The 20327-nt window shown below is 57.7% G+C and carries 18 protein-coding genes; 10 read left to right on the top strand and 8 right to left on the bottom strand.

All coding sequences use genetic code 11. The features are described from left to right. Nucleotides 1–3 precede the first annotated feature (3 nt). The 3 genes from ACL2XP_RS18835 to ACL2XP_RS18825 are packed head-to-tail and all read left to right on the top strand — an operon-like array spanning nt 4 to nt 2826. Nucleotides 4–1155 (top strand): ABC transporter permease, encoded by a 1152-nt coding sequence (locus ACL2XP_RS18835; protein ID WP_413734578.1) that lies wholly within the window; start codon nt 4–6, stop codon nt 1153–1155. Next, on the top strand, nt 1152–2093 hold the full coding sequence (locus ACL2XP_RS18830) for an ABC transporter ATP-binding protein (protein WP_413734577.1): 942 nt from the start codon (nt 1152–1154) through the stop codon (nt 2091–2093). Before ACL2XP_RS18835 ends, ACL2XP_RS18830 begins: the two co-directional genes overlap by 4 nt. Before the next feature lies 1 nt (nt 2094). Continuing rightward, entirely contained in the window at nt 2095–2826 is a 732-nt protein-coding gene (locus tag ACL2XP_RS18825; RefSeq protein WP_413734576.1) for an ABC transporter permease, read from the top strand. Nucleotides 2827–2837: 11 nt separating this feature from the next. Here the strand turns inward: ACL2XP_RS18825 and ACL2XP_RS18820 are convergent, their stop codons facing one another. Next, on the bottom strand, nt 2838–2942 hold the full coding sequence (locus ACL2XP_RS18820; protein WP_413734575.1) for a hypothetical protein: 105 nt from the start codon (nt 2940–2942) through the stop codon (nt 2838–2840). Between the two features lie 161 nt (nt 2943–3103). Between ACL2XP_RS18820 and dinG the strand changes: the two genes are divergently transcribed. Further along, entirely contained in the window at nt 3104–5245 is a 2142-nt protein-coding gene (gene dinG / locus ACL2XP_RS18815) for an ATP-dependent DNA helicase DinG (RefSeq protein ID WP_413734573.1), read from the top strand. A gap of 51 nt (nt 5246–5296) precedes the next feature. On the opposite strand, the gene ACL2XP_RS18810 is transcribed toward dinG, so the two are convergent. After that, on the bottom strand, nt 5297–6172 hold the full coding sequence (locus tag ACL2XP_RS18810; protein ID WP_413734571.1) for a hypothetical protein: 876 nt from the start codon (nt 6170–6172) through the stop codon (nt 5297–5299). A gap of 378 nt (nt 6173–6550) precedes the next feature. Between ACL2XP_RS18810 and ybiB the strand changes: the two genes are divergently transcribed. Both ybiB and ACL2XP_RS18800 read left to right on the top strand, forming a co-directional pair. After that, nucleotides 6551–7531, top strand: a complete 981-nt coding sequence (gene ybiB / locus ACL2XP_RS18805) for a DNA-binding protein YbiB (RefSeq protein ID WP_413734569.1) — start codon at nt 6551–6553, stop codon at nt 7529–7531. A 116-nt stretch (nt 7532–7647) separates the two neighbouring features. After that, the gene (locus ACL2XP_RS18800) at nt 7648–9504 is read left to right on the top strand and encodes a M3 family metallopeptidase (protein WP_413734567.1); all 1857 of its coding nucleotides are present in this window, start codon (nt 7648–7650) and stop codon (nt 9502–9504) included. A gap of 40 nt (nt 9505–9544) precedes the next feature. On the opposite strand, the gene ACL2XP_RS18795 is transcribed toward ACL2XP_RS18800, so the two are convergent. The 4 genes from ACL2XP_RS18795 to dps form a co-directional block, all read right to left on the bottom strand. Then, nucleotides 9545–9766: a hypothetical protein gene (locus ACL2XP_RS18795; protein WP_413734566.1), complete on the bottom strand. Its 222-nt coding sequence runs from the start codon at nt 9764–9766 to the stop codon at nt 9545–9547. Between the two features lie 123 nt (nt 9767–9889). Beyond that, complete coding sequence (locus ACL2XP_RS18790) at nt 9890–10531, bottom strand: flavin reductase family protein (RefSeq protein WP_413734564.1); 642 nt, start codon at nt 10529–10531, stop codon at nt 9890–9892. Nucleotides 10532–10554: 23 nt separating this feature from the next. Next, nucleotides 10555–10821: a DksA/TraR family C4-type zinc finger protein gene (locus tag ACL2XP_RS18785; protein ID WP_413734562.1), complete on the bottom strand. Its 267-nt coding sequence runs from the start codon at nt 10819–10821 to the stop codon at nt 10555–10557. Nucleotides 10822–10989: 168 nt separating this feature from the next. Further along, entirely contained in the window at nt 10990–11496 is a 507-nt protein-coding gene (gene dps, locus ACL2XP_RS18780; protein WP_413739224.1) for a DNA starvation/stationary phase protection protein Dps, read from the bottom strand. A 768-nt stretch (nt 11497–12264) separates the two neighbouring features. On the opposite strand from dps, the gene ompX reads away from it, so the two are divergent. Together ompX and ACL2XP_RS18770 are read left to right on the top strand one after the other, a co-directional pair. Beyond that, entirely contained in the window at nt 12265–12783 is a 519-nt protein-coding gene (gene ompX / locus ACL2XP_RS18775; protein ID WP_413739223.1) for an outer membrane protein OmpX, read from the top strand. Between the two features lie 651 nt (nt 12784–13434). After that, the gene (locus tag ACL2XP_RS18770; protein ID WP_413734561.1) at nt 13435–15030 is read left to right on the top strand and encodes an ABC-F family ATPase; all 1596 of its coding nucleotides are present in this window, start codon (nt 13435–13437) and stop codon (nt 15028–15030) included. Nucleotides 15031–15050: 20 nt separating this feature from the next. Here the strand turns inward: ACL2XP_RS18770 and moeB are convergent, their stop codons facing one another. Together moeB and moeA are read right to left on the bottom strand one after the other, a co-directional pair. Next, entirely contained in the window at nt 15051–15815 is a 765-nt protein-coding gene (moeB, locus tag ACL2XP_RS18765; RefSeq protein ID WP_413734560.1) for a molybdopterin-synthase adenylyltransferase MoeB, read from the bottom strand. Between the two features lie 9 nt (nt 15816–15824). Further along, nucleotides 15825–17057: a molybdopterin molybdotransferase MoeA gene (gene moeA, locus ACL2XP_RS18760; protein WP_413734558.1), complete on the bottom strand. Its 1233-nt coding sequence runs from the start codon at nt 17055–17057 to the stop codon at nt 15825–15827. A gap of 328 nt (nt 17058–17385) precedes the next feature. Here moeA and ACL2XP_RS18755 point away from each other — a divergent pair, with 328 nt between their 5' ends. Next, the gene (locus ACL2XP_RS18755; protein ID WP_413734556.1) at nt 17386–18339 is read left to right on the top strand and encodes an isoaspartyl peptidase/L-asparaginase family protein; all 954 of its coding nucleotides are present in this window, start codon (nt 17386–17388) and stop codon (nt 18337–18339) included. Beyond that, nucleotides 18339–20297 carry a dipeptide ABC transporter ATP-binding protein gene (locus ACL2XP_RS18750; RefSeq protein WP_413734555.1) on the top strand — a complete coding sequence of 653 codons (1959 nt, stop codon included), beginning with the start codon at nt 18339–18341 and terminating at the stop codon, nt 20295–20297. Before ACL2XP_RS18755 ends, ACL2XP_RS18750 begins: the two co-directional genes overlap by 1 nt. Nucleotides 20298–20327: the final 30 nt, after the last annotated feature.

The following is a 20327-nucleotide window of genomic DNA, read 5'->3' as shown; positions in this document are numbered from 1 at the left end:
AGATTGGTTAAAAACCGCGTACTGCTGACACTGACGGGATTACTGGTTTTTGCCGGGCTGGTCCTGCCGTTTGTGAATTATGCGCCGAACCGCCTGATGTCCGGCCAGGGGATCGGCCTGGCCGGACTCTTGGGCGGGCTGCGCATACTGATCCTGCTGCCGGCCGCGGCGGCGCTGGCGTTGTGTTTTATCACACCCTCCCGGCCGGTGCGCCTGGCGGTCATGCTGCTGGCCGAAGTGCTGCTGGTATGCCTGGCGGCCCTGGCCGGCGACGCTGCCGACCATCTCGCCGAACAGGGCGGGGGGCTGGTGCGGACCTCTTTTGGCAGCGGATTCTGGCTGATGGGCGCCTTATGCTTGCTGATTGCCGCCGACGCCATTGGGCGCGCATTGGCCAGCCAGACGCTGCGCGTACTGGCCAATGCGCAAATCTGGCTGCCGCTGGTGGCGCTGGTGGCCGCCGGCCGCCTGGACCAGTTGTCGCTGTTCAAGGAATACGCCAACCGTCAGGACGTTTTCCAGCAGGCGCTCGGCGAGCATCTCATCCTATTGTTCGGCACCCTGGTGCCGGCCATTATTATCGGCATTCCGCTGGGTTTACTGTGCCATCATTCCGCGCGCTGGCGTCCGGCGCTGTTTTCCACGCTCAATGTCATCCAGACCATCCCCGCCATTGCGCTGTTCGGCCTGCTGATTGCCCCGCTCAGCGGCTTGGCCACCGCCTGGCCGTGGCTGCGCGACATCGGCATCGGCGGCATCGGCCTGGCGCCGGCGCTGATCGCCTTGGTGCTATATGCGCTATTGCCCCTGGTGCGCAGCGTGAATGCCGGCTTACAGCAGGTGCCCGCCGACGTGATTGAAACCGCGCTCGGCATGGGCATGACCCGCGGACAAATATTTCGGCGGATTCAAGTGCCGCTGGCGCTGCCGGTGATTCTTTCCGGCATCCGGATCATTGCCGTGCAAACCGTCGGCATGGGCATGATCGCCGCGCTGATTGGCGCCGGCGGCTTTGGCGCACTGATGTTCCAGGGGCTGCTCAGCAGCGCGCTGGAACTGGTATTGCTCGGGGTGATTCCGGCCATTGCCTTGGCGGTGCTGGTGGATACGCTGTTTAAACTGATTATTTCATTCCTTGAAACGGTGCGCCAATGATCCAATTCCAGCAGGTAAGCAAGTATTTTCATGGCAAACCGGCGGTGGAAAACCTGAATCTGAATATTGCCGCCGGTGAGTTTACCGTGTTGATCGGCACCTCCGGTTCGGGCAAATCCACCACCCTGAAAATGATCAATCGCCTGATTGAACACGACCAGGGCAAAATCCTGTTTGCCGGCGATGAAATCCACAGCTTCAAACCGCAGGAACTGCGCCGGCGCATGGGGTATGCCATTCAGTCCATCGGTTTGTTCCCCCATTGGACGGTGGAGCAAAATATCGCCACCGTGCCGCAACTGCTGAAATGGCCGCGGGCGAAAATCCGCGATCGGGTAACGGAACTGCTGGAACTGCTGCATCTGGATGCGCGGCAATTCCGCGGCCGGTATCCCCACCAGCTTTCCGGCGGCCAGCAACAGCGCGTGGGCGTGGCGCGCGCCCTGGCCGCCGACCCGGAAGTACTGCTGATGGATGAACCCTTCGGCGCCCTCGACCCGGTCACCCGGGGAGCGTTGCAAACGGAAATCGCCCGCATTCATCAATTGTCCGGGCGCACCGTGGTGCTGGTCACCCATGATATCGATGAGGCGCTGGCGCTGGCACAGCACATTGTGCTGCTCGATCAGGGGCAGGTGATCCAGCAGGGGTCGCCGCGCCATTTGCTGACGCAGCCTGCCAATGCGTTTGTGCGCAATTTTTTCGGCCGCAGCGATATCGGCATCAAATTGCTGGCGCTGGGCGCCGCCGGCACCCATGCCCGCCCCGGGGAACGTTTGGCCGGCCAACCGATACCCGCGGCGATGACCCTGCGCGAGGCCCTGTCGGAATTCGTCTCCCGCCAAACCGAGTTATTGCCGGTGGTTGACGCGCAGGGCGCCTCCGTCGGCGTGCTGCATTTCAAGGATTTGATCAAGCCGGCGCGGGAGGACGTCTAGAATGCTGCGCCGCATAGCCACCGACCCATTGTTATGGTGCCTGCTGCTGTTATTGGCGCTGATGTTCGGCATGACGCGGCTGGACGGGTTGTTCTCCATGCTGTTTCCCACTCTCGATCGCCCGGTCTATCTGCAGGACAGCTTTGCATCGCTGGCCTGGGCGCATGTGCAACTGGTGCTGATTTCCAGCGTTATCGCCGTGGCCATCGGCGTAGGCGCGGGAATCGGCGTTACGCGGCGGGCGGGCAAGGAGTTCCGTTCGCTGGTGGAAACGCTGGTGGCGGTAGGACAGACCTTCCCGCCTGTGGCGGTGCTGGCGGTGGCGGTGCCGGTGATGGGTTTCAGCGAACAGCCGGCGATTATCGCCCTGGTGCTCTATGGCCTGCTGCCGATAGTCCAGGGCACCATTACCGGCATTGAAACGGTGGCGGAATCCATCCTGGAAACCGCCACCGGGGCGGGCATGAGCCGCTGGCAAATACTGACCCGGGTGGAGCTGCCGCTGGCGGCCCCGGTGATTATTACCGGTATCCGCACCTCGGTTATTATCAATATCGGCACCGCCGCCATCGCCTCGACCGTCGGCGCCAAAACCCTGGGTTCGCCGATTATCATCGGGTTAAGCGGTTTTAATACGGCCTATATTTTGCAGGGGGCGATATTGGTGGCGCTGCTGGCCGTGATCAGCGATATGCTGTTCGAACGCTGGCTGCGCTGTTTTCATCGCGCGTGAGCGCGGCGGCCTCAACTGTGGACGATAACGATATAACCCGCCAACATGACCCCGCCCACGGCGCCCAGCGCACATAAGGAAATAAGGCCGAAAACGCCTGCTTTGACCAGATTCATAGGATTCCTTGATAAACCAGAGATAGCTTATTATAAGAGCAATCATCCGTGATACAAGCGCCTCCGGCCGCCAATGCCTGAAGATATATACAGCTACGGGCTGACGCCGCGGCCGGTCTGTGGGACAATAACCCTCCCTGCATTAATAAAAAAGTTGCTGAATGTCGCTGTCCGTTGCCACCAAGGCGCAAATCCATGATTGGTATAAAGCGCTGCAAAAACATATCCCGGATTTTATATCCCGCATGCCGCAGCGCCAGATGATTGCCGAAGTGGCCAAGGCGCTGTCCGGCGACATTGAACGCCACCTGGTCATCGAGGCGCCTACCGGGGTGGGCAAAACCCTCGCCTACTTGATTCCCGGCATCGCCATCAGCCGCGCCGAAGAAAAACCGCTGGTGGTCAGTACCGCCAACGTGGCCCTGCAAGATCAAATTTTCAGCAAAGACTTACCGCTGCTGAAAAAACTGATCCCGGATTTAACATTTACCGCCGCGTTTGGCCGCCGGCGTTATGTCTGCCCGCGCAATCTGGCGGCCATGTCCGCCGATGCGGTATTCCAGGGCGACCTGAAACTGTTTCTCGATGACGAGCCGGCGCCCGCCGACGGCAAGGAAAAAACGCTGTGCGGCAAGTTGCAGCAGGATCTGCAGCGTTTTTCCTGGGATGGCCTGCGCGACCATTACCCCAAATCGGTCAGCGACGGATTATGGGGCAAACTCAGCACGGACAAGGCCAACTGCCTGGGGCGCAATTGCCATTATTTCCGGGAGTGCCCGTTTTTTATTGCCCGCAAGGAAATCGAAAGCGCCGACGTGGTGGTCGCCAACCATGCGCTGGTGATGGCGGCGCTGGACAGCGAATCGGTGCTGCCCAATCCCAAGCATATGCTGCTGGTGCTGGACGAAGGGCATCATTTGCCCGACGTGGCGCGCGACGCGCTGGAGATGGCCGGCGAAATTACCGTCGGGTTCATCACTCACCAGCTGGAACTGTTTATGCGCCAGACCGAACAAATCCTGGCGCAGTTTAAACCGGCCAGGCCGCCATTGCTCAGCGGCGGGGAACGGCTAAAAAACCACTGCGCCGAAATTCTGGAATTGGTGCAACAGTTCGAGCGGCAGGCGGTGTCGTTTTTGCCCAAGGATCGCGTGGTGGCGGAGTTTCGTTTTGAGATGGGTCAATTGCCCGCCGCCATGGGCGAAATGGCCGCGCGGTTATATAAGCTCACCGACGCGCTGCGCATGCTGACGGAATTCCTGCTTAACGATCTGAGCGAAAAAACCGGCAAACAGGATATCGTCCGGCTGCACCAGGCGCTGTTGCAAACCAGCCGCACCTTGGGCTATTGGGAAGCCACCAGCCGGTTATGGAAACTGGCGGCGCAGGAAAAAGCCTCCAATGCCCCGATTTCCAAGTGGCTGAATCGCGAAATGAGCGATACCGGCGCGCATATTTTCCTGCACTGCGTCGGTATCCGCGTCAGCGACCAGCTGGAAAAACTGTTATGGTCGAAAATCCCCCATGCGGTGGTGACCTCGGCGACTCTGCGCTCCCTTAACAGCTTCGCCCGGCTACAGGAGCTGTCGGGCTTGCAGGAACGGGCGGGGGATCGTTTTGTGACGCTGGGGTCGCCTTTTGACCACCGCAGGCAGGGCAAGCTGGTGATCCCGCAGATGCGCAACGAGCCGGTCATGGCGCTGGAAGCGGAACATCTGGCCGAAATGGCCCGTTTCTTTCGCGCCCAACTGGCCGCCGGGGCCCATCGCGGCATCCTGGTCCTGTTTGCCAGCCATCGCGCCATGCAGGCGTTTCTGGCCCATGTTACCGACCTGCGTCTACAACTATTGGTCCAGGGGGATCAACCGCGCTACCGCCTGATAGAAGAGCATCGCCGGCGGGTCGACCAGGGCAAAACCAGCGTATTGATGGGGCTGCAATCCTTTGCGGAGGGATTGGATCTGAAAGGGGAACTGCTTACCCAGGTACATATCCATAAAATTGCGTTTCCGCCTATCGACAGCCCGGTGATCCTGACCGAAGGCGAGTGGCTCAAAAGCCAAAAGCGCCATCCGTTTGAAGTGCAAAGCCTGCCAAGCGCGTCGTTTAACCTGATCCAGCAGGTAGGGCGGTTGATCCGCAGCCATGAATGTACCGGCGAGATTGTGATTTATGATCGGCGGTTATTAACCAAATCCTACGGCGCCCGCCTGCTGGCGGCGCTGCCGGTATTTCCCATCGAGCAGCCGGCCATGCCGGAGGATACGCCGTCTCCCGCGGCCGTGCCGCCTGCCGCGCACTGACCCTATTTCCGCCGCCGGGCAGCGGGCCGCCATCCTGTGCGGCGCGCATGGTCAGGCCGCGCTTTCATTGGACAAGCGCTGCTCGATGACCCGCTCAGCGGTCCGTATCGCCTGCGCAACCTGGCCGGGAGCGGCGAACAGGGTTTCATAAACCTGATGGCTTATGTGCGATATCAACTGCGCATCGTGGATGCCCTGGGTCGCCAAAAAGTTCCTGGTCATATGGCTAATGGACGTCTGGGCGCCGCCGGCCAGATTCTTGACATGCGCATAGCGGGCCAATACGCCCATATCGTCAAGGGTCTGGATGATAATTTCTCGCCGGGGCGACGCGGGAAATAACAACGCCTTGCCATTATTATCCAACGCGGCGCCGGCGTGGTCGATAAGTCGGTTAATTTGCGCCGGAATATAAACTTCAAACTCTTGTGATTGCCACGCTATCTTATCTTTCAACTGTTTCATCGGGCCGGAATTCAATTCCGCGATTATCAGTTTAACCGCCTGGGTAATAAATTTCTCCCTGGTGATGGGACGATCGGTTAATAACTCCAGCGGCGTGTAGGCGCCCCGTGCGCCACCGGTATCCGGTTTCTCCGCCGCCGTTTGACTGGCGCCGAGATCGTATGATTTACAATTAAAACCGGTGAAAGCCCGGATGAAATTCATGATGACGCCGCCATGCGCAGGGGCGCCGCAGTCCTGGTTGGCCAAGGCATCCCCGGCGCCGCCCTGTTCGCCTGTTTCAATCGCGTTATCCTCATCGGGACGAACGCCGGTATTTCTGAAGGCTTTGATTGAACAGCTTCTAATATTGATCAGCTTCTTAACCAATGAGGTTAATATTGCGGCCCTGGATATCACCTGGCCAGACGTCCAATTGGTTATCTTGGTGAATAGGAAATAATTGATCCCGGATGAATGCATGGAATTTCCTTATTGAAATAGAGTGTAATACTTGGTGTCGATTTTTTAAAAGCCATTTTTTATAGCATATATTAACGGGTATCACGAGATGTTCAGCCGGCAATAAGCGTTATTTACAAGTCCGGGTAAATCAGCGAATAACATAAACACGCGTAATAACCATTGAAATTATCCCTGCGGTTAAACGCCGACCCGCTAAAAGGGACGGCGCTGCGCCCGGGCGCGATGGACGACGGTCGCGCCCGGCCGGGCCGGCCGCCGCCTCGGGACATAAAGGTTATGGTACAAGACTTTATTAGCGTATTAATGAAAGGTATGGTGGTAGTAAAATCAGGGCGACGTCCAGACACATTCATTGATGGCGGAAAACGATCGGTTATGGATTACAGCAAAATTATCAAAGAAGTCGGGCGCGGCAAAAATCATGCCCGCGATCTGGATCGGCAGACATCCAGCCAACTCTACCGCGCTATCCTGGCGGGAGAGGTGCCTGAGCTGGAGCTGGGCGGGTTACTGATCGCCTTTCGGATCAAAGGAGAGGCGCAGGGGGAAATGCTTGGCTTTTATGAAGCCATGCAGGAACAGGTCATGGCGCTGCAGGCGCCGGTTAATATGCCGCCGCCCATCGTGATCCCCAGCTATAACGGCGCGCGCAAGCAGGCCAATCTTACGCCGCTGCTGGCGCTGATGCTGACGCGCCTGGGGTTCCCGGTCGTAGTGCACGGGGTGACCGAAGATCCTGGACGGGTCACCAGCGCGGAAATACTTCACGAACTCGGCATCGCGCCGCGTACCTCTCCCCTTGAGGCGCAAAGCGCGCTGGTGCTGGGCCAGGAACCGGTATTTATTCCGGTGTCCGCTTTATGCCCGGCGCTGGATAAGCAATTAAAGCTGCGCTGGCGCATGGGGGTGCGCAATAGCGCCCATACGCTGGCCAAACTGGCCACGCCGTTCCATCATCATGTGCATTGGCGTTTATCCAGCGTATCCCATCCGGAATATATTAATCGCGTCGCCACGTTTTTTAATGCCATCAATAGCAGCGGCTTGCTGATGAATGGCACCGAGGGCGAGACCTATGCCAATCCGCAGCGCATGACTAAAATTTATACCATGCACCAGGGGGAACAGCGGTTGGTGCTCGACCCGCTGCAATATCCGCTACCGCCGCTGGAGAGTTTACCCGCCGGGCGCGATGCGGTGACTACCGCCCGCTGGACCGAAGCCTGCCTGCGCGGCGAATTTCCTTTGCCGGAGGCTATCAGATTGCAATTGGCCTGCATTATCGCCGCCGCGGGACAGGCGCCGTCCTTTGACCAGGCATTAACGCATATCGATGCGGTCATGGCCCGGGCCTGATCGCCCTGGCTCTCGGACTTTGACGCGCCAAAGGCATTTCGCAGCACATTTCGCAGCACGCTTTGCCGCACATCCCGCCGCCGCGGGGCAGATAATTTCGATGGAGACGATCCCTTATGCAAACAGCAGTAGAGTATTTTAACGCCTTGAACCGCGACTATCTGGCGGTGCATCAAACCAAAGAAGATTTGTTCTGGCAAAACTATATGGCCATTGGCGGCGCCGGCGTGTCCGAGCGTTTCGCCAGCGCGGAACAGGCCTACAAGCGGTTTATCGCCGACCCCGCGCGCCCGGCGCAGATCCGCGGCCATATCGCCGCCCTGGCAAGCGCGCCGCCAAACCGCCAGCGCGACGACACCCTGCATGGTCTGCGGGGCTGGGCGCGTTTTTTTGACTGCAACGTAATTGAAGATCCCAAGGCCCAGGCCCTGATGGATGAAATTATCGAGGCGGAAAACGATCTGTACGTGCGGCGCAAAACCCTTACGCTGACTCATATTAACGACCGGGGCGAGCGGGTGCCGGCCACGCTGGGCGAGTTGCTGACCAACCAGGCCAATAACGCCAATGAGTCCTGGCGCCAAAGTTCGCAGCTGGCGCTGCGCGAGCTGGAACAATGGCTGCTGCTGCATGGGCTGCCGACGCTGGTCCGGCTGCGCAATCGTTTTGCCCGCCAAATGGGCTATCGTAACTATTTTGATTACAAAGTGAATAAAACCGAGCAGATGACGCCGGAACAGCTATTCGCCATTTTGGATCGCTTTGAAGAGCAGACGCGTGAAAGCAATCTGCGCAGCCTGGATCAACTGGCGGCGGATAAGGGACGGGATGCCCTGAAACCGTGGAATATCCGCTACGCCACCGCCGGCGACGTGACCCGGCAGATGGACCCGTATCTGCCGTTTGCCGACTCGCTGGAACGCTGGGTCAACAGTTTCAAACGGCTGCATATCGGGTTTAACGGCGCGCGGATGCAGCTCGATCTGCTGGTACGCAAAGATAAATATGAGAATGGATTTATGCACGGGCCGGTGCCCCCCTTCTGGCAACAGGGGGAATGGATACCGGCGCGCATTAATTTCACCAGCCTGGCTAAACCCGATCAGGTGGGCAGCGGCATCAGCGGCATCAATACGCTGTTTCATGAAGGGGGACATGCGGCGCATTTTGCCAATATCCGCCAGAATGCCCCCTGTTTTTCGCAGGAGTTTCCGCCCACCTCCATGGCCTATGCCGAAACGCAGTCGATGTTTTGCGATAGCCTGCTGGATGACGCCGACTGGTTAAAACGTTATGCGTTAAACGGCAACGGCGAGCCGCCTCCCGATGCGCTTATCCAGGCATCCATTGCCGCGCGCCAGCCCATGCGCGCCTTCAACGAGCGGCATATTTTGCTGGTTCCCTATTTTGAATGGGCGCTTTATCAATGGGCGGATGAACAACTGACGCCGGAGGCTATCACGGCGCTGGCGAGGGAAACCGAACTGCGCATCCTTGGCGTCGAAGGCAGCCCCCGGCCGACGATCGCCATTCCCCATTTATTATCGCAGGAATCGGCCTGTTCTTATCAGGGTTATCTATTGGCATTGATGGCGGTGGAACAAACCCGGCACTTCTTCCTGGATCGCGACGGCTACCTTACCGATAACCCCGCCATCGGACCGGATTTGGCCGCCCATTACTGGTTGCCCGGCAATAGCGTTACCCACGACGATACGCTCCGTAGCCTGACCGGTGAAGGCTTTAACCCGGCTTATCTGGCCGCGGCCTGCAATCAAACCGTGGATCAGGCCTGGCAGCAGGCGCAGCACAGCATTGCGCAGGGAATGTCGCGGCCGCAGCCGCCGGCGGATTTTGATCTTAACGCGCGCATCACCATTATTGACGGCGACCGGGTTTTGGCATCCAACGAGCAGGGGGATGAGTCGATGTGCCGGCAGTTCGCCGCGTTTATTCGCCGGGATTATCAATAAACTCAGGGACAGCGCTGCGTTAGCGCCGATTTAACGCGGTTTAGTCTTTATGGTATACCGGGCTGTAGCCTTCTACCGCCTGGTTTTTGCCTGGGGAAAATACCTGGCGCGGACATTTGCCGGCGGTAGTGGCGGTGTTTTTGCTTAAACAAGCGCTATCGATGCGCGGGTCATGGGGCATGTCCGGCAGCCGATATACCGGCGCTGCGTTAGCGGCGGCGCTGAGCAGGAGCATTAGGGTCGTCAAATAGATGTGTTTCATAATAATCACGCTGTAAATAGTATCATATCGGATGCTTATAATACGCTTGTTATGAACAAATTACAGCAGTGATTATTGACCAAAAATGTCATATTTTTTGCAGGATTAAATGTCTCCGCCCCGTTACTTTCCGCTGCGATCGTCCGGACGGATCAAATCAAAACGCTGTTCATCGGAAATGCCGTAATACGCGCTGGGGCCGCCGGCGCGCAGAATGGGCTGAGCGGCGGCGGTTTGATAAACGCCGTGCTCGTCGAACAAAGATGTAGCGATATGCACGGCCACTACTTCTCCCAGCACCAGCCAACTATCAATGCGCGCGCCGTCCGCGGCCTGCAATTGGATGCACTGGGTCAATTTGCATTCAAAATTAACCGGGCTTTCCGCTACCCGATGGGCCGCCACGCGCGTGCCTTTAACGGGGGTCAGGCCGGCAAAGCTGAACTCATCCTGCCCGGCGGGCAGCGAGGCGGAGCAGTTATTCATGGCTTCGGCCAGCGGGCGGGTCGCCAGGTTCCAGACAAACTCCCCGGTGGCGCTGATATTGGCCACGCTGTCTTTCCAGCCGACGCTGCAAAAACCAATAATCGGCGGATGATAATTAAAGCAGTTAAAAAAGCTATAAGGGGCCAGGTTGCGCTGCCCCGCGGCGTTAACCGAGGCAATCCAGCCGATAGGCCGCGGCCCGATAATCGCGTTTAACGGATCGTGGGGCAGTCCATGCCCAAGGCGCGGTTCGTAATAATGGGTAGCCGGTGAACTCATGGTTTTCTCCAAAGGTTGGGCGGCTAGCGCAGTTGGCTATCTTTACTGCCGCGGCGGTTGTAACCGGCATGGGCCTGGCGTTTTTTATCCTGCTCGCTTTGGCATTGAATGCACAATTGCACCCCGGGCAGCGCCATGCGCCGGGCCTCGGCAATCGGCTCGCCGCATTCACGGCAATATTCGGCGCTTTCGCCTTGCGACAGTTCGTGGCGCGCACGCTGCACCGCATCATTGATGGTGGAATCTATTTGGTCTTGTACCGCGCCATCCGGCGCCCATCCGCTTGCCATGGATAACCCCCAGTTGATCGCAACGCAAAGGATTAAAAAAGGCCGGCAGCTTGCGCTGTCAGCCTTTCCAATTCAATTTTAGCGTGCTTTTCGCCAGCATTCGGTCACCAGCAATCAGTCACCAATACCGGCGACCATGGATAACCCGGTCCGGGTTATCCAGCGGCATTATTCAATATTGGACTCGATAAACCACAAGAATTTATCCAGGTCGCGCGAGGCGGCGGTGAAGATATCAGCGGTATCCTCGTCGTCTTCGGCTTCGCTGATGGCTTTACGGGTGTCATTCGCCACCACGCCGTAACGATCGGCCAGCGCCTTCAGGTGATCCTGCACGCTATGGATATTGGTCGGATAGCTGGTCAGCGGGGTTTTATCATTGGTCACCTGGACGGTGCCCAACGCTACGCCGCCTAATTGGACCACGCGTTCCGCGATGGTATCCTGATGATCCAGGATGATGGCGCGAAAGCCGTCCAGCATTTCATGTACGGCGATAAAGTTGGCGCCGCGCATGTTCCAGTGGGCCTGTTTGGTAATCAGCGCCAAATCGACGAATTCGACCACCATACGATTAAGCAGCGCGATACTGGAAGTCTTTACCTCTTCTTCCAGATTGTTGCGAGTATAAATAAGTTCGGAAGATTTCGTTTTAACCAGTTTAGCGGTACTCATCATTAATCATCCTCTTAATTGATCATTATTAATTTCGTTCAGGCATAAAGTATAGCAGCGTTTGGCACTTCTGCATCCTATCACTCATATAGCTGCTGCCTTTCAATACGTCCCAATCCCATTAAACAGCATACCCAGTATAGATAAAAGGCACTAACCACCGCTTGATTTCCGAGAAAATAAAGAGAATACAAATGGTTTTCATTTAATCTAATGCCCTAATACAACATTATAGCAAAAACTCTGGCCGCGTACACTTTCACCCGGCGGTAAAGCGCAAAAAAACGGCAAAAACGTCGCCGGAAATTGCCATGCCCGCGCCTGTTGATTTCGGCGCGGATGAGATTGTTCATAGGGTTCATTCAGGTAAATTTGCGCTGCCAAATAAGTCGGTAAACCAGGCGGTGATGAATCGATGCATATTGCGTTCCAGTCCGCCATTATTTGCTAAATAAATCCTAAACGGGGTTGTAATCGATCTGCGTAATGAAATTCCGTCCGATATTTGAGAAAAAAAATCGGCGATATCGGCCAAAGTGGTCTATTTTTTACTCATTCGGTTCGGAATTATCTGGATATGTTGTAAGGATACGTAAAGATGGAAAATAGGAGATATAGCCAAAACATAAGTAAAATGAATGGGATAGAAGTATCTGAAAACTTATGTTACACGATACGTTTACTTGGACAACATTTATTAAGCAGAGTTTCGTGCTACTTTTTGTTATATTTTCATGGTTAGGACGTAAATTCACATTTGAGGTGGTTATGAACAAAATTGCATGTCTTTCAGCGTTAGCTTGTGTATTGGCAGTGGCGGCTGGTTCCGCAACGGCAGGTGAAAGCACCGTTACCGCGGGCTATGCCCAAGGCGATATGCAGGGCGTCATCAATAAAGCATCCGGGTTCAACTTAAAATACCGTTACGAAATGGACGGCAGCGAACCTTGGAGCATGATTAGCTCTTTCACCTATCTGGAAAAAAACCAGTCTGAAAAAGGCTTTTACCAGAAAGGCCAATACTATGGCGTGACTGCCGGTCCTGCTTACCGCATCAACGATTGGGCCAGCGTTTATGGCGTGGTCGGCTTGGGCGCGGGTAAAACTACTGATAACGCGCAGCGCGGCGGCGACAACAACGGTTTTAGCGATGTTGGCGTAGCTTACGGCGCAGGCTTGCAGTTCAATCCTATGGAAAACGTCGCCCTTGACGTTTCCTACGAACAAAGCCGTATCCGCAGTGTTGACGTTGGTACCTGGATTGCCGGTGTTGGTTACCGCTTCTAAGTACTCTTATAAGGCCGGGGCGCTTCGCCCGCAGACCCTATGATAATTGGCATGGTTGAGAAAATCGACCATGCTTTTTAGTTTTATGCCGCTATACCCTTAAGCACAAATTCTAGCGTTTTCCTCAAGTATATTCAATTTGTTTCATGTACCGACTCTGGTGAATTTTTTATGACAGTTGATCCAACTCCTGCCGTGCTTTCAATTATTTAAGCGTCATGACAGCGATTGCCGATCTCGCCTTTATCTCCGTTTCCACTCCATTCATATTACCCCTGTCGCGATAATGAAAGAAAATATTGACGTTCATATCATTATCCGGACGAATACTATTTATTATCAAAGCAGATAAATAGTCAGGGCGGATTATGCCGCGCTTATTTTACCGTTATGCGCTAGCGCAGCGCTTTATTAATATTACGGCGTATCAACGCACCGGGATATGCGGCCTGGTTTTTATCCTTTACGACGGCAGATTACTGAAACGCTGCGTTATGGCGTCCGGCGTACCTTGCGTGGCCGCGGCGGGTACCGGTACCGGGGCGGGGCTTTCGACGCTAATTGCTTTGGTTGCATACAGAGGGAGCAATTTTGCAGCGGAGTGTGGCATAATGTGGGTAATGTCACGTTTTTAATTGAAGAGTGCCTCTTTTGCTAATCTGTAACAACATCACCATGCAATTCGGTAGCAAACCGCTATTCGAAAATATTTCCGTTAAGTTTGGCGGCGGCAACCGCTACGGCTTGATCGGCGCCAACGGCTGCGGCAAATCGACCCTGATGAAAATCCTCGGCGACGATTTGGTGCCCAGCGCCGGCCATGTAGCCCTGGACCCCAACGAGCGTTTGGGTAAACTGCGCCAGGATCAGTTCGCCTTTGAACAGTATACGGTGCTTGATACCGTTATTATGGGCCACGCCGAGCTGTGGGCCGTAAAAGAAGAGCGCGACGGCATCTATGCCATGGCCGATATGACTGAACAGCAGGGCTACCGCGTGGCCGATTTGGAAGTGCTGTATGGCGAAATGGACGGTTATACCGCGGAAGCCCGCGCCGGCGAGTTGCTGCTGGGCGTCGGCATTCCGCTGGAACAGCATTACGGCCCGATGAGCGAAGTGGCGCCAGGCTGGAAACTGCGCGTCTTGCTGGCCCAGGCGCTGTTTGCCAATCCGGATATCCTGCTGCTGGATGAACCGACCAATAACCTGGACATCAATACCATCCGCTGGCTGGAACAGGTGCTGAACGATCGTAATAGCACCATGATCATTATTTCCCATGACCGGCATTTCCTGAATATGGTGTGCACCCATATGGCGGATCTGGATTATGGCGAGCTGCGGGTGTATCCGGGGAATTACGATGATTATATGTCCGCATCCACCCAGGCACGCGAACAACTGATGTCCGGCAATGCCAAGAAAAAGGCGCAAATCGCCGAGCTGCAATCCTTTGTCAGCCGTTTTAGCGCCAATGCGTCCAAGTCCCGCCAGGCGACTTCCCGCGCCCGCCAGATCGAAAAGATTACCCTCGATGAGGTGAAGGTCTCCAGCCGCCAGAATCCGTTTATCCGCTTCGACCAGAATAAGAAATTATTCCGCAACGCGCTGGAAGTTACGCAACTGACCCAGGGGTACGCAGGCCAGCCGGTGCTGTTAAATAAAATGAATCTGATGCTGGAAGTGGGCGAGAAGATGGCGATATTAGGCCCCAACGGTATTGGTAAAACCACGCTGCTAAAAACGCTGGTGGGCGAGCTGGCGCCGGCGGGCGGGGAAATCAAATGGTCCGAGAATACCAGTATTGGGTATTATGCCCAGGATCATGCCAGTGAGTTTACCGAGAATATTACGGTGTTCGACTGGATGAGCCAGTGGAAGCAGCCCAGCGATGATGAGCAGGCGGTGCGCAGTATTCTTGGCCGTTTGCTGTTTAGCCAGGATGATATCAATAAGCAGGTGGGCGTGTTATCCGGTGGTGAACAAGGGCGGATGATGTTTGGTAAGCTGATGATGCAAAAGCCGAATATTTTGCTGATGGATGAGCCTACCAACCATTTGGATATGGAGTCCATCGAGTCGCTGAATTCGGCGCTGGAGTTGTATCAGGGGACGTTGATTTTTGTGTCCCACGACCGCGAGTTCGTGAGTTCCCTGGCCACGCGTATTTTGGAGTTGACGCCGGAAAGGGCGATCGATTTCAGCGGCAATTATGAGGACTATCTGCGTAGTCAGGGCGTTAATTGACTTATCGGCCCGCTTTCCCTTTAGTGTGCCTCCGCCGCGCCGCATACATCGCAGTGGGGATCGCGCCGCAGGGTCATTTCACGAAATTGCAGGGTCATGGCGTCATAAATGACGAGCCGGCCGGGGGTTGTACTGCCGAAGGCGGTTAAGAGTTTGATGGTTTCCATGGCCTGGAGCGAGCCGATGATGCCCACCAGGGGGGCCATGACGCCGGATTCGGCGCAGGTGAGGCTGTCGTCGCCGAACAGGCGGCTGAGGCAGCGGTAGCAGGGTTCGCCGTCCCGGTAGGTGAAAACGCTGATTTGGCCTTCCATGCGGATGGCCGCGCCGGATACCAGCGGGACTTTATGGGCGAAGCACAGGCGGTTGAGCTGTTCGCGCGTGGCCACGTTGTCGGTGCAGTCCACTACCGCGCCGGCTTGCGCCACCCGTGCGCCGAGCGCGTCGTCGTCGAGGGCGGCGTTCAGCGGAGTGATGTCTACATGGGGGTTGACCGCTGACAGGGCCTCGGCGGCGGAGTCGACTTTGGCCATGCCGATGCGCCGGTCGGTATGTAAAATTTGCCGTTGCAGGTTGGATAGCGCGACGGTGTCGAAATCCAGCAAGGTAAGGTGGCCGACGCCGGCTGCGGCCAGGTATAAGGCCGCAGCGCAGCCCAGGCCGCCGGCGCCAACGATCAGCACCCGGGCGTTCTTGAGTTTTTCCTGGCCGTCGAAATCAAAGCCGCGCAGTATGATTTGACGGTTGTAGCGCAGCATTTCCTCATGACTCAGTTCGTCCGCCATGGCCGGCCCTCAGGATATCAACAGGTGGTTAAAGGGTTCGATGGTCACCCATTCACCGGCGGCCACCGGTCCGCGATCCGCTTCCAATACGATAAAACAGTTGGCCGCGCTAAATGAGCTGAATACGTGTGAGCCCTGCGGGCCGGTGCTGCTGACCTCGATCTCCCCCTGCGGGTTGCTGCGGAAGACGCCGCGCTGGAAGTCCATGCGGTCGGGGGATTTTTTCAGCGCGGTGAGCGCCCTGGCGCGCTGGCGCGGGGGTAAATGCCAATCGGTGCGGCCGGTGAGGCGGGCGATCAGGGGCTGGACCAACTGATAAAAGGTGACCGCCGCCGATACCGGGTTACCCGGCAGGCCGCAGAACCAGGCGCGGTCGAGTTGGCCAAAGGCAAAAGGCTTGCCCGGTTTAATCGCCAGCCGCCAGAAGCTGATTTCGCCCAGTTCTTCCAGGATGGTTTTGGTGTAATCAGCTTCGCCGACCGATACGCCGCCGCTGGTAATCACCAGGTCCGCACTGCCGGCCTGGCGGAAGGCGTCGCGCAGCGCCTGGGCGTCATCGGCGATAATGCCTAAGTCGATCACTTCGCAGCCCAGCCGTTGCAGCATCAGGCGTACGGTAAACCGGTTGGTATCATGGATTTGCCCGGCGGCCAGAGGGGCGCCTATGGGCCGTAGTTCATCGCCGGTGGAGAACAGCGCCACCCGCAGGCGCCGCACCACGTGGATTTGAGCGATGCCCAGGGATGCCAGCAGCGGCAGTTCCGCCACGCCCAGCGCCCGGCCGGCCGGCAGGACCTGGGCGCCCTGGCGGATATCGTCGCCGATGCGCCGGATATTTTGTCCCGCTTTAACCGGGGCGGTAAAGCGCACCCCGCCTTCGGCCAGTTCCGCCTGCTCTTGCATAATCACCGCCTCCGCCGCGGAAGGAACCGGCGCGCCGGTCATGATGCGCAGCGCAGCGCCCTGCGGCCAGTCGCCGTTAAACGGCAGTCCGGCAAAGGCCTTGCCGGCCACCGGCAGCGGCCGGGCAGAGCCCAGGTCCGCCAGGCGCACCGCGTAACCGTCCATGGCGGAGTTATCAAAGGGGGGAACGTTGACCGGCGAGACCACCGGCGCGGCGGTGACACGCCCGGCAGCGGCGGTCAAATCAAGGATTTCATGTTCGCTCAGCGGGCTGACCCGACCGAGCATTTTATCTAATGCCTGGGCCAGGGTAAGCAGGGGGGAACGCAACGCAGCCATCTCAAACTCCTGTTGAAGATCGGCCGCGGAATCGGTGGCCGGCGCCGCCATAATACCACGGTTATCCCACCAGAAAATGCGCCCCGGGGATCTGTGCCGCTTTTGGTTAAGCTTTGCCATGTTTTGGCTAAAGAAATGCCATTATCGCTTCTGCAATCAATAGAGTGCATTTCCTCTTTACAGCGGGGGAAAGGCTTAATATAGTCAAAAATGATAATAATATTATGCCACACTCATTTAAGTAATAACTCAGGAGTGTCCGGGTCTTTCGCTGGCACAACGGCAGACCTCCATCCTTTGATCGGTTATCAGCAGGGTATTTGATTACATGAGCAAACCAGTCATAGTCATCCATGGCGGTGCCGGCGCTATAACGCGCCATGCCATGGGTGCGGAACAAGAGCGGCGGTATCATCACGCTCTCGCCGGGGTGGTCGAGTCCGGCCAGGCGATTCTGGCGGCGGGCGGCAGCGCCCTGGACGCGGTGACCGAAGCGGTGCGACAGCTGGAAGAATGCCCTTTGTTTAACGCCGGGAAAGGCGCGGTATTTACCCATCAGGGCAGCCACGAACTGGATGCCAGCATTATGGATGGCCATACCCGCGACGCCGGCGCCGTGTGCGGCGTCGCGCATATTCGCAATCCCATCCTGGCCGCGCGCGCGGTGCTCGAACATAGCCCGCACGTCATGTTTACCGGCGCGGGAGCGGAAGCTTTTGCCGCCAGCCGGGGCCTGGAGCGGGTGGAACCGGGTTTTTTTTCCACCGAGGAACGGTATGCCCAGCTGCGGCGCGCCCAGGCCGCCGACGCCGGCGCGATATTGGATCACGATGCGCCCGCGGCGGGCGCCCCCCTTGATGCGGATCGCAAATTTGGTACCGTGGGCGCGGTGGCCTGCGATAGTGCCGGCCATTTGGCGGCGGCCACCTCCACCGGCGGCATGACCAATAAACAAGCCGGACGGGTGGGGGATTCACCTATTATCGGCGCCGGCTGTTATGCCGATGACGCCACCGCCGCGGTGTCCTGCACCGGCAGCGGCGAAGTGTTTATCCGCGCCGTCGCCGCCTACGATGTCAGCGCGCTGATGGCTTACGGCGGTCTGCCGCTGGCGGATGCGGCGCAGCGGGTTATCTTTGAAAAAATCACGGCCCTCGGCGGCTCGGGCGGGTTAATCGCCGTGGATACGGAGGGTAATGTGGCCCTGCCGTTTAACAGCGAAGGAATGTACCGGGGCATCGGTTATGTGGGCGGGCCCGTCGAGACAAGGATTTACCGCTGATGGCCGGCGCGGCATCGGCGCGGCCGGCGGCGGAAATCGCCGCGGCCCGGGAACGGGGCGTGGGAGCGGAGCAGTCCGCCGCCCCTGGCTTGCCCGAGGGGCAGGTGCTGGCGGTACGCGATCTGAAAGTCCATTTTACCCATGAAGGCCAGCGCATCGAGGCGGTAAAAAATATCTCTTTCGAGATCAATCGCGGAGAGACCCTGGCGATTGTCGGCGAATCCGGCTCCGGCAAGTCGGTTACCGCGCTGTCGGTGATGCGGCTGGTGGAATTGGGCGGCGGCAAGGTGGACAGCGGCAGCATGCTGTTTCGCCGGCGCAACGGCCGGTTGGTGGATTTGACCACCGCCGGCCAATCCACCTTGCGCGGCCTGCGCGGGGCGGATATGGCGATGATTTTCCAGGAGCCGATGACCTCGCTCAATCCGGTATTTCCGGTCGGGGAGCAAATTGCGGAATCCATTCGCCTGCACCAGGGCAAGGATCATCGCAGCGCGCGGCAAGAAGCGCTGCGGATGCTGGATTTGGTGCGCATCCCCACGGCCAAAAGCATGCTGGACCGCTATCCGCACCAATTGTCCGGCGGTATGCGCCAGCGGGTGATGATCGCCATGGCGTTATCGTGCAAACCGGCGCTGCTGATCGCCGACGAACCCACCACCGCGCTGGATGTCACCATCCAGGCGCAAATTCTGCAACTGATCCGCACCCTGCAGCGCGAAATGCATATGGGCGTGATGTTTATCACCCATGATATGGGCGTGGTGGCGGAAATGGCCGACCGGGTGATGGTGATGTACCGGGGCGATGACGTGGAGTCGGCGCCGGTGGAACAGCTCTTCGCCCGGCCGCTGCACGGCTATACCCGGGCCCTGCTGGCGGCGGTGCCGAAACTCGGCTCCATGGCCGACAGCGATTTCCCCGCCAAGTTTCCGCTATTGAAACCGGGGCAGCTCGGCGGCGCGGACCCGGCGCCCGCCCCGGTGGAGCGGGCCCTGCCGCAAGATACGGTGCCGCCCGGCGCCCAACCCGTTTTGCAGGTAAAAGATCTGGTCACCGGTTTTGATATCCGCGGCGGCATCCTCAACCGCGTCCAACGGCGGGTGCATGCGGTGGAAAAGGTCAGTTTCTCGCTCTATCCCGGCGAGACCCTGGCCCTGGTGGGCGAGTCCGGCTGCGGCAAATCCACCACCGGGCGCTCGTTACTGCGCCTGGTGGAGAGCCAGAGCGGCGATATTATATTTAATGGCCAATCGATCACCGCCATGCAGGGCAATGAATTGCAGCGCCTGCGCCGGGATATCCAGTTTATTTTCCAGGACCCCTATGCTTCACTCGACCCCAGGCTGACCGTGGGGTATTCCATTATGGAACCCTTGCTGGTGCATGGCGTAGCGCAAGGTAAGGCCGCCCAGCAGCGGGTAGACGCCCTGCTGGAACGGGTAGGCCTGCTGCCCGAGCATGCGCAGCGATATCCCCATGAATTTTCCGGCGGCCAGCGTCAGCGGATTTGCATCGCGCGGGCGCTGGCCTTAAATCCTAAAGTGGTGATTGCCGACGAGTCGGTATCGGCGCTGGATGTCTCCATCCAGGCGCAGATTGTCAATTTGATGCTGGATTTGCAGCGGGAATTCGGCATCGCCTTTTTATTTATTTCCCATGATATGGCGGTAGTGGAACGGGTGAGCCACCGGGTGGCGGTGATGTATCTGGGGCAAATCGTGGAGATAGGCCCCAGGCGCCAGGTGTTTGATCATCCCCAGCACGCCTATACCCGCAAATTAATGTCGGCGGTGCCGGTGCCCGATCCCGCGCGCCGCCGTCCCGAACATGCTTTACTGGTAGATGAGATCCCCAGCCCCGTGCGGGCGCTGGGGGATGAACCCATTGTTGCGCCGTTGGTAAAGGTCGGTGAAGGGCACTATGTCGCCCGTCATCCGATCGGCGGCGCGTATTGAATGACAGGGATTTTCATGGAGAGGGTAACG

Source organism: Sodalis sp. RH21 (assembly GCF_047324175.1).
Lineage (GTDB): Bacteria > Pseudomonadota > Gammaproteobacteria > Enterobacterales > Enterobacteriaceae > Acerihabitans.
The sequence above is the reverse complement of the archived record's forward strand: the minus strand, read 5'-3'. Positions and strand labels throughout refer to the sequence as shown.

Excerpts from the sequence above, each read along its gene's own strand:
- ACL2XP_RS18810 (WP_413734571.1), bottom strand. The coding sequence starts at position 6,172 with ATGCATTCATCCGGGATCAATTATTTCCTATTCACCAAGATAACCAAT.
- ompX (WP_413739223.1), top strand. The coding sequence starts at position 12,265 with ATGAACAAAATTGCATGTCTTTCAGCGTTAGCTTGTGTATTGGCAGTG.
- ACL2XP_RS18800 (WP_413734567.1), top strand. The coding sequence starts at position 7,648 with ATGCAAACAGCAGTAGAGTATTTTAACGCCTTGAACCGCGACTATCTG.
- ACL2XP_RS18785 (WP_413734562.1), bottom strand. The coding sequence starts at position 10,821 with ATGGCAAGCGGATGGGCGCCGGATGGCGCGGTACAAGACCAAATAGAT.
- moeB (WP_413734560.1), bottom strand. The coding sequence starts at position 15,815 with ATGGCGGACGAACTGAGTCATGAGGAAATGCTGCGCTACAACCGTCAA.
- ACL2XP_RS18755 (WP_413734556.1), top strand. The coding sequence starts at position 17,386 with ATGAGCAAACCAGTCATAGTCATCCATGGCGGTGCCGGCGCTATAACG.
- ACL2XP_RS18820 (WP_413734575.1), bottom strand. The coding sequence starts at position 2,942 with ATGAATCTGGTCAAAGCAGGCGTTTTCGGCCTTATTTCCTTATGTGCG.
- ACL2XP_RS18790 (WP_413734564.1), bottom strand. The coding sequence starts at position 10,531 with ATGAGTTCACCGGCTACCCATTATTACGAACCGCGCCTTGGGCATGGA.
- dinG (WP_413734573.1), top strand. The coding sequence starts at position 3,104 with ATGTCGCTGTCCGTTGCCACCAAGGCGCAAATCCATGATTGGTATAAA.
- ACL2XP_RS18825 (WP_413734576.1), top strand. The coding sequence starts at position 2,095 with ATGCTGCGCCGCATAGCCACCGACCCATTGTTATGGTGCCTGCTGCTG.
- ACL2XP_RS18750 (WP_413734555.1), top strand. The coding sequence starts at position 18,339 with ATGGCCGGCGCGGCATCGGCGCGGCCGGCGGCGGAAATCGCCGCGGCC.
- moeA (WP_413734558.1), bottom strand. The coding sequence starts at position 17,057 with ATGGCTGCGTTGCGTTCCCCCCTGCTTACCCTGGCCCAGGCATTAGAT.
- ybiB (WP_413734569.1), top strand. The coding sequence starts at position 6,551 with ATGGATTACAGCAAAATTATCAAAGAAGTCGGGCGCGGCAAAAATCAT.
- ACL2XP_RS18830 (WP_413734577.1), top strand. The coding sequence starts at position 1,152 with ATGATCCAATTCCAGCAGGTAAGCAAGTATTTTCATGGCAAACCGGCG.
- dps (WP_413739224.1), bottom strand. The coding sequence starts at position 11,496 with ATGAGTACCGCTAAACTGGTTAAAACGAAATCTTCCGAACTTATTTAT.
- ACL2XP_RS18795 (WP_413734566.1), bottom strand. The coding sequence starts at position 9,766 with ATGAAACACATCTATTTGACGACCCTAATGCTCCTGCTCAGCGCCGCC.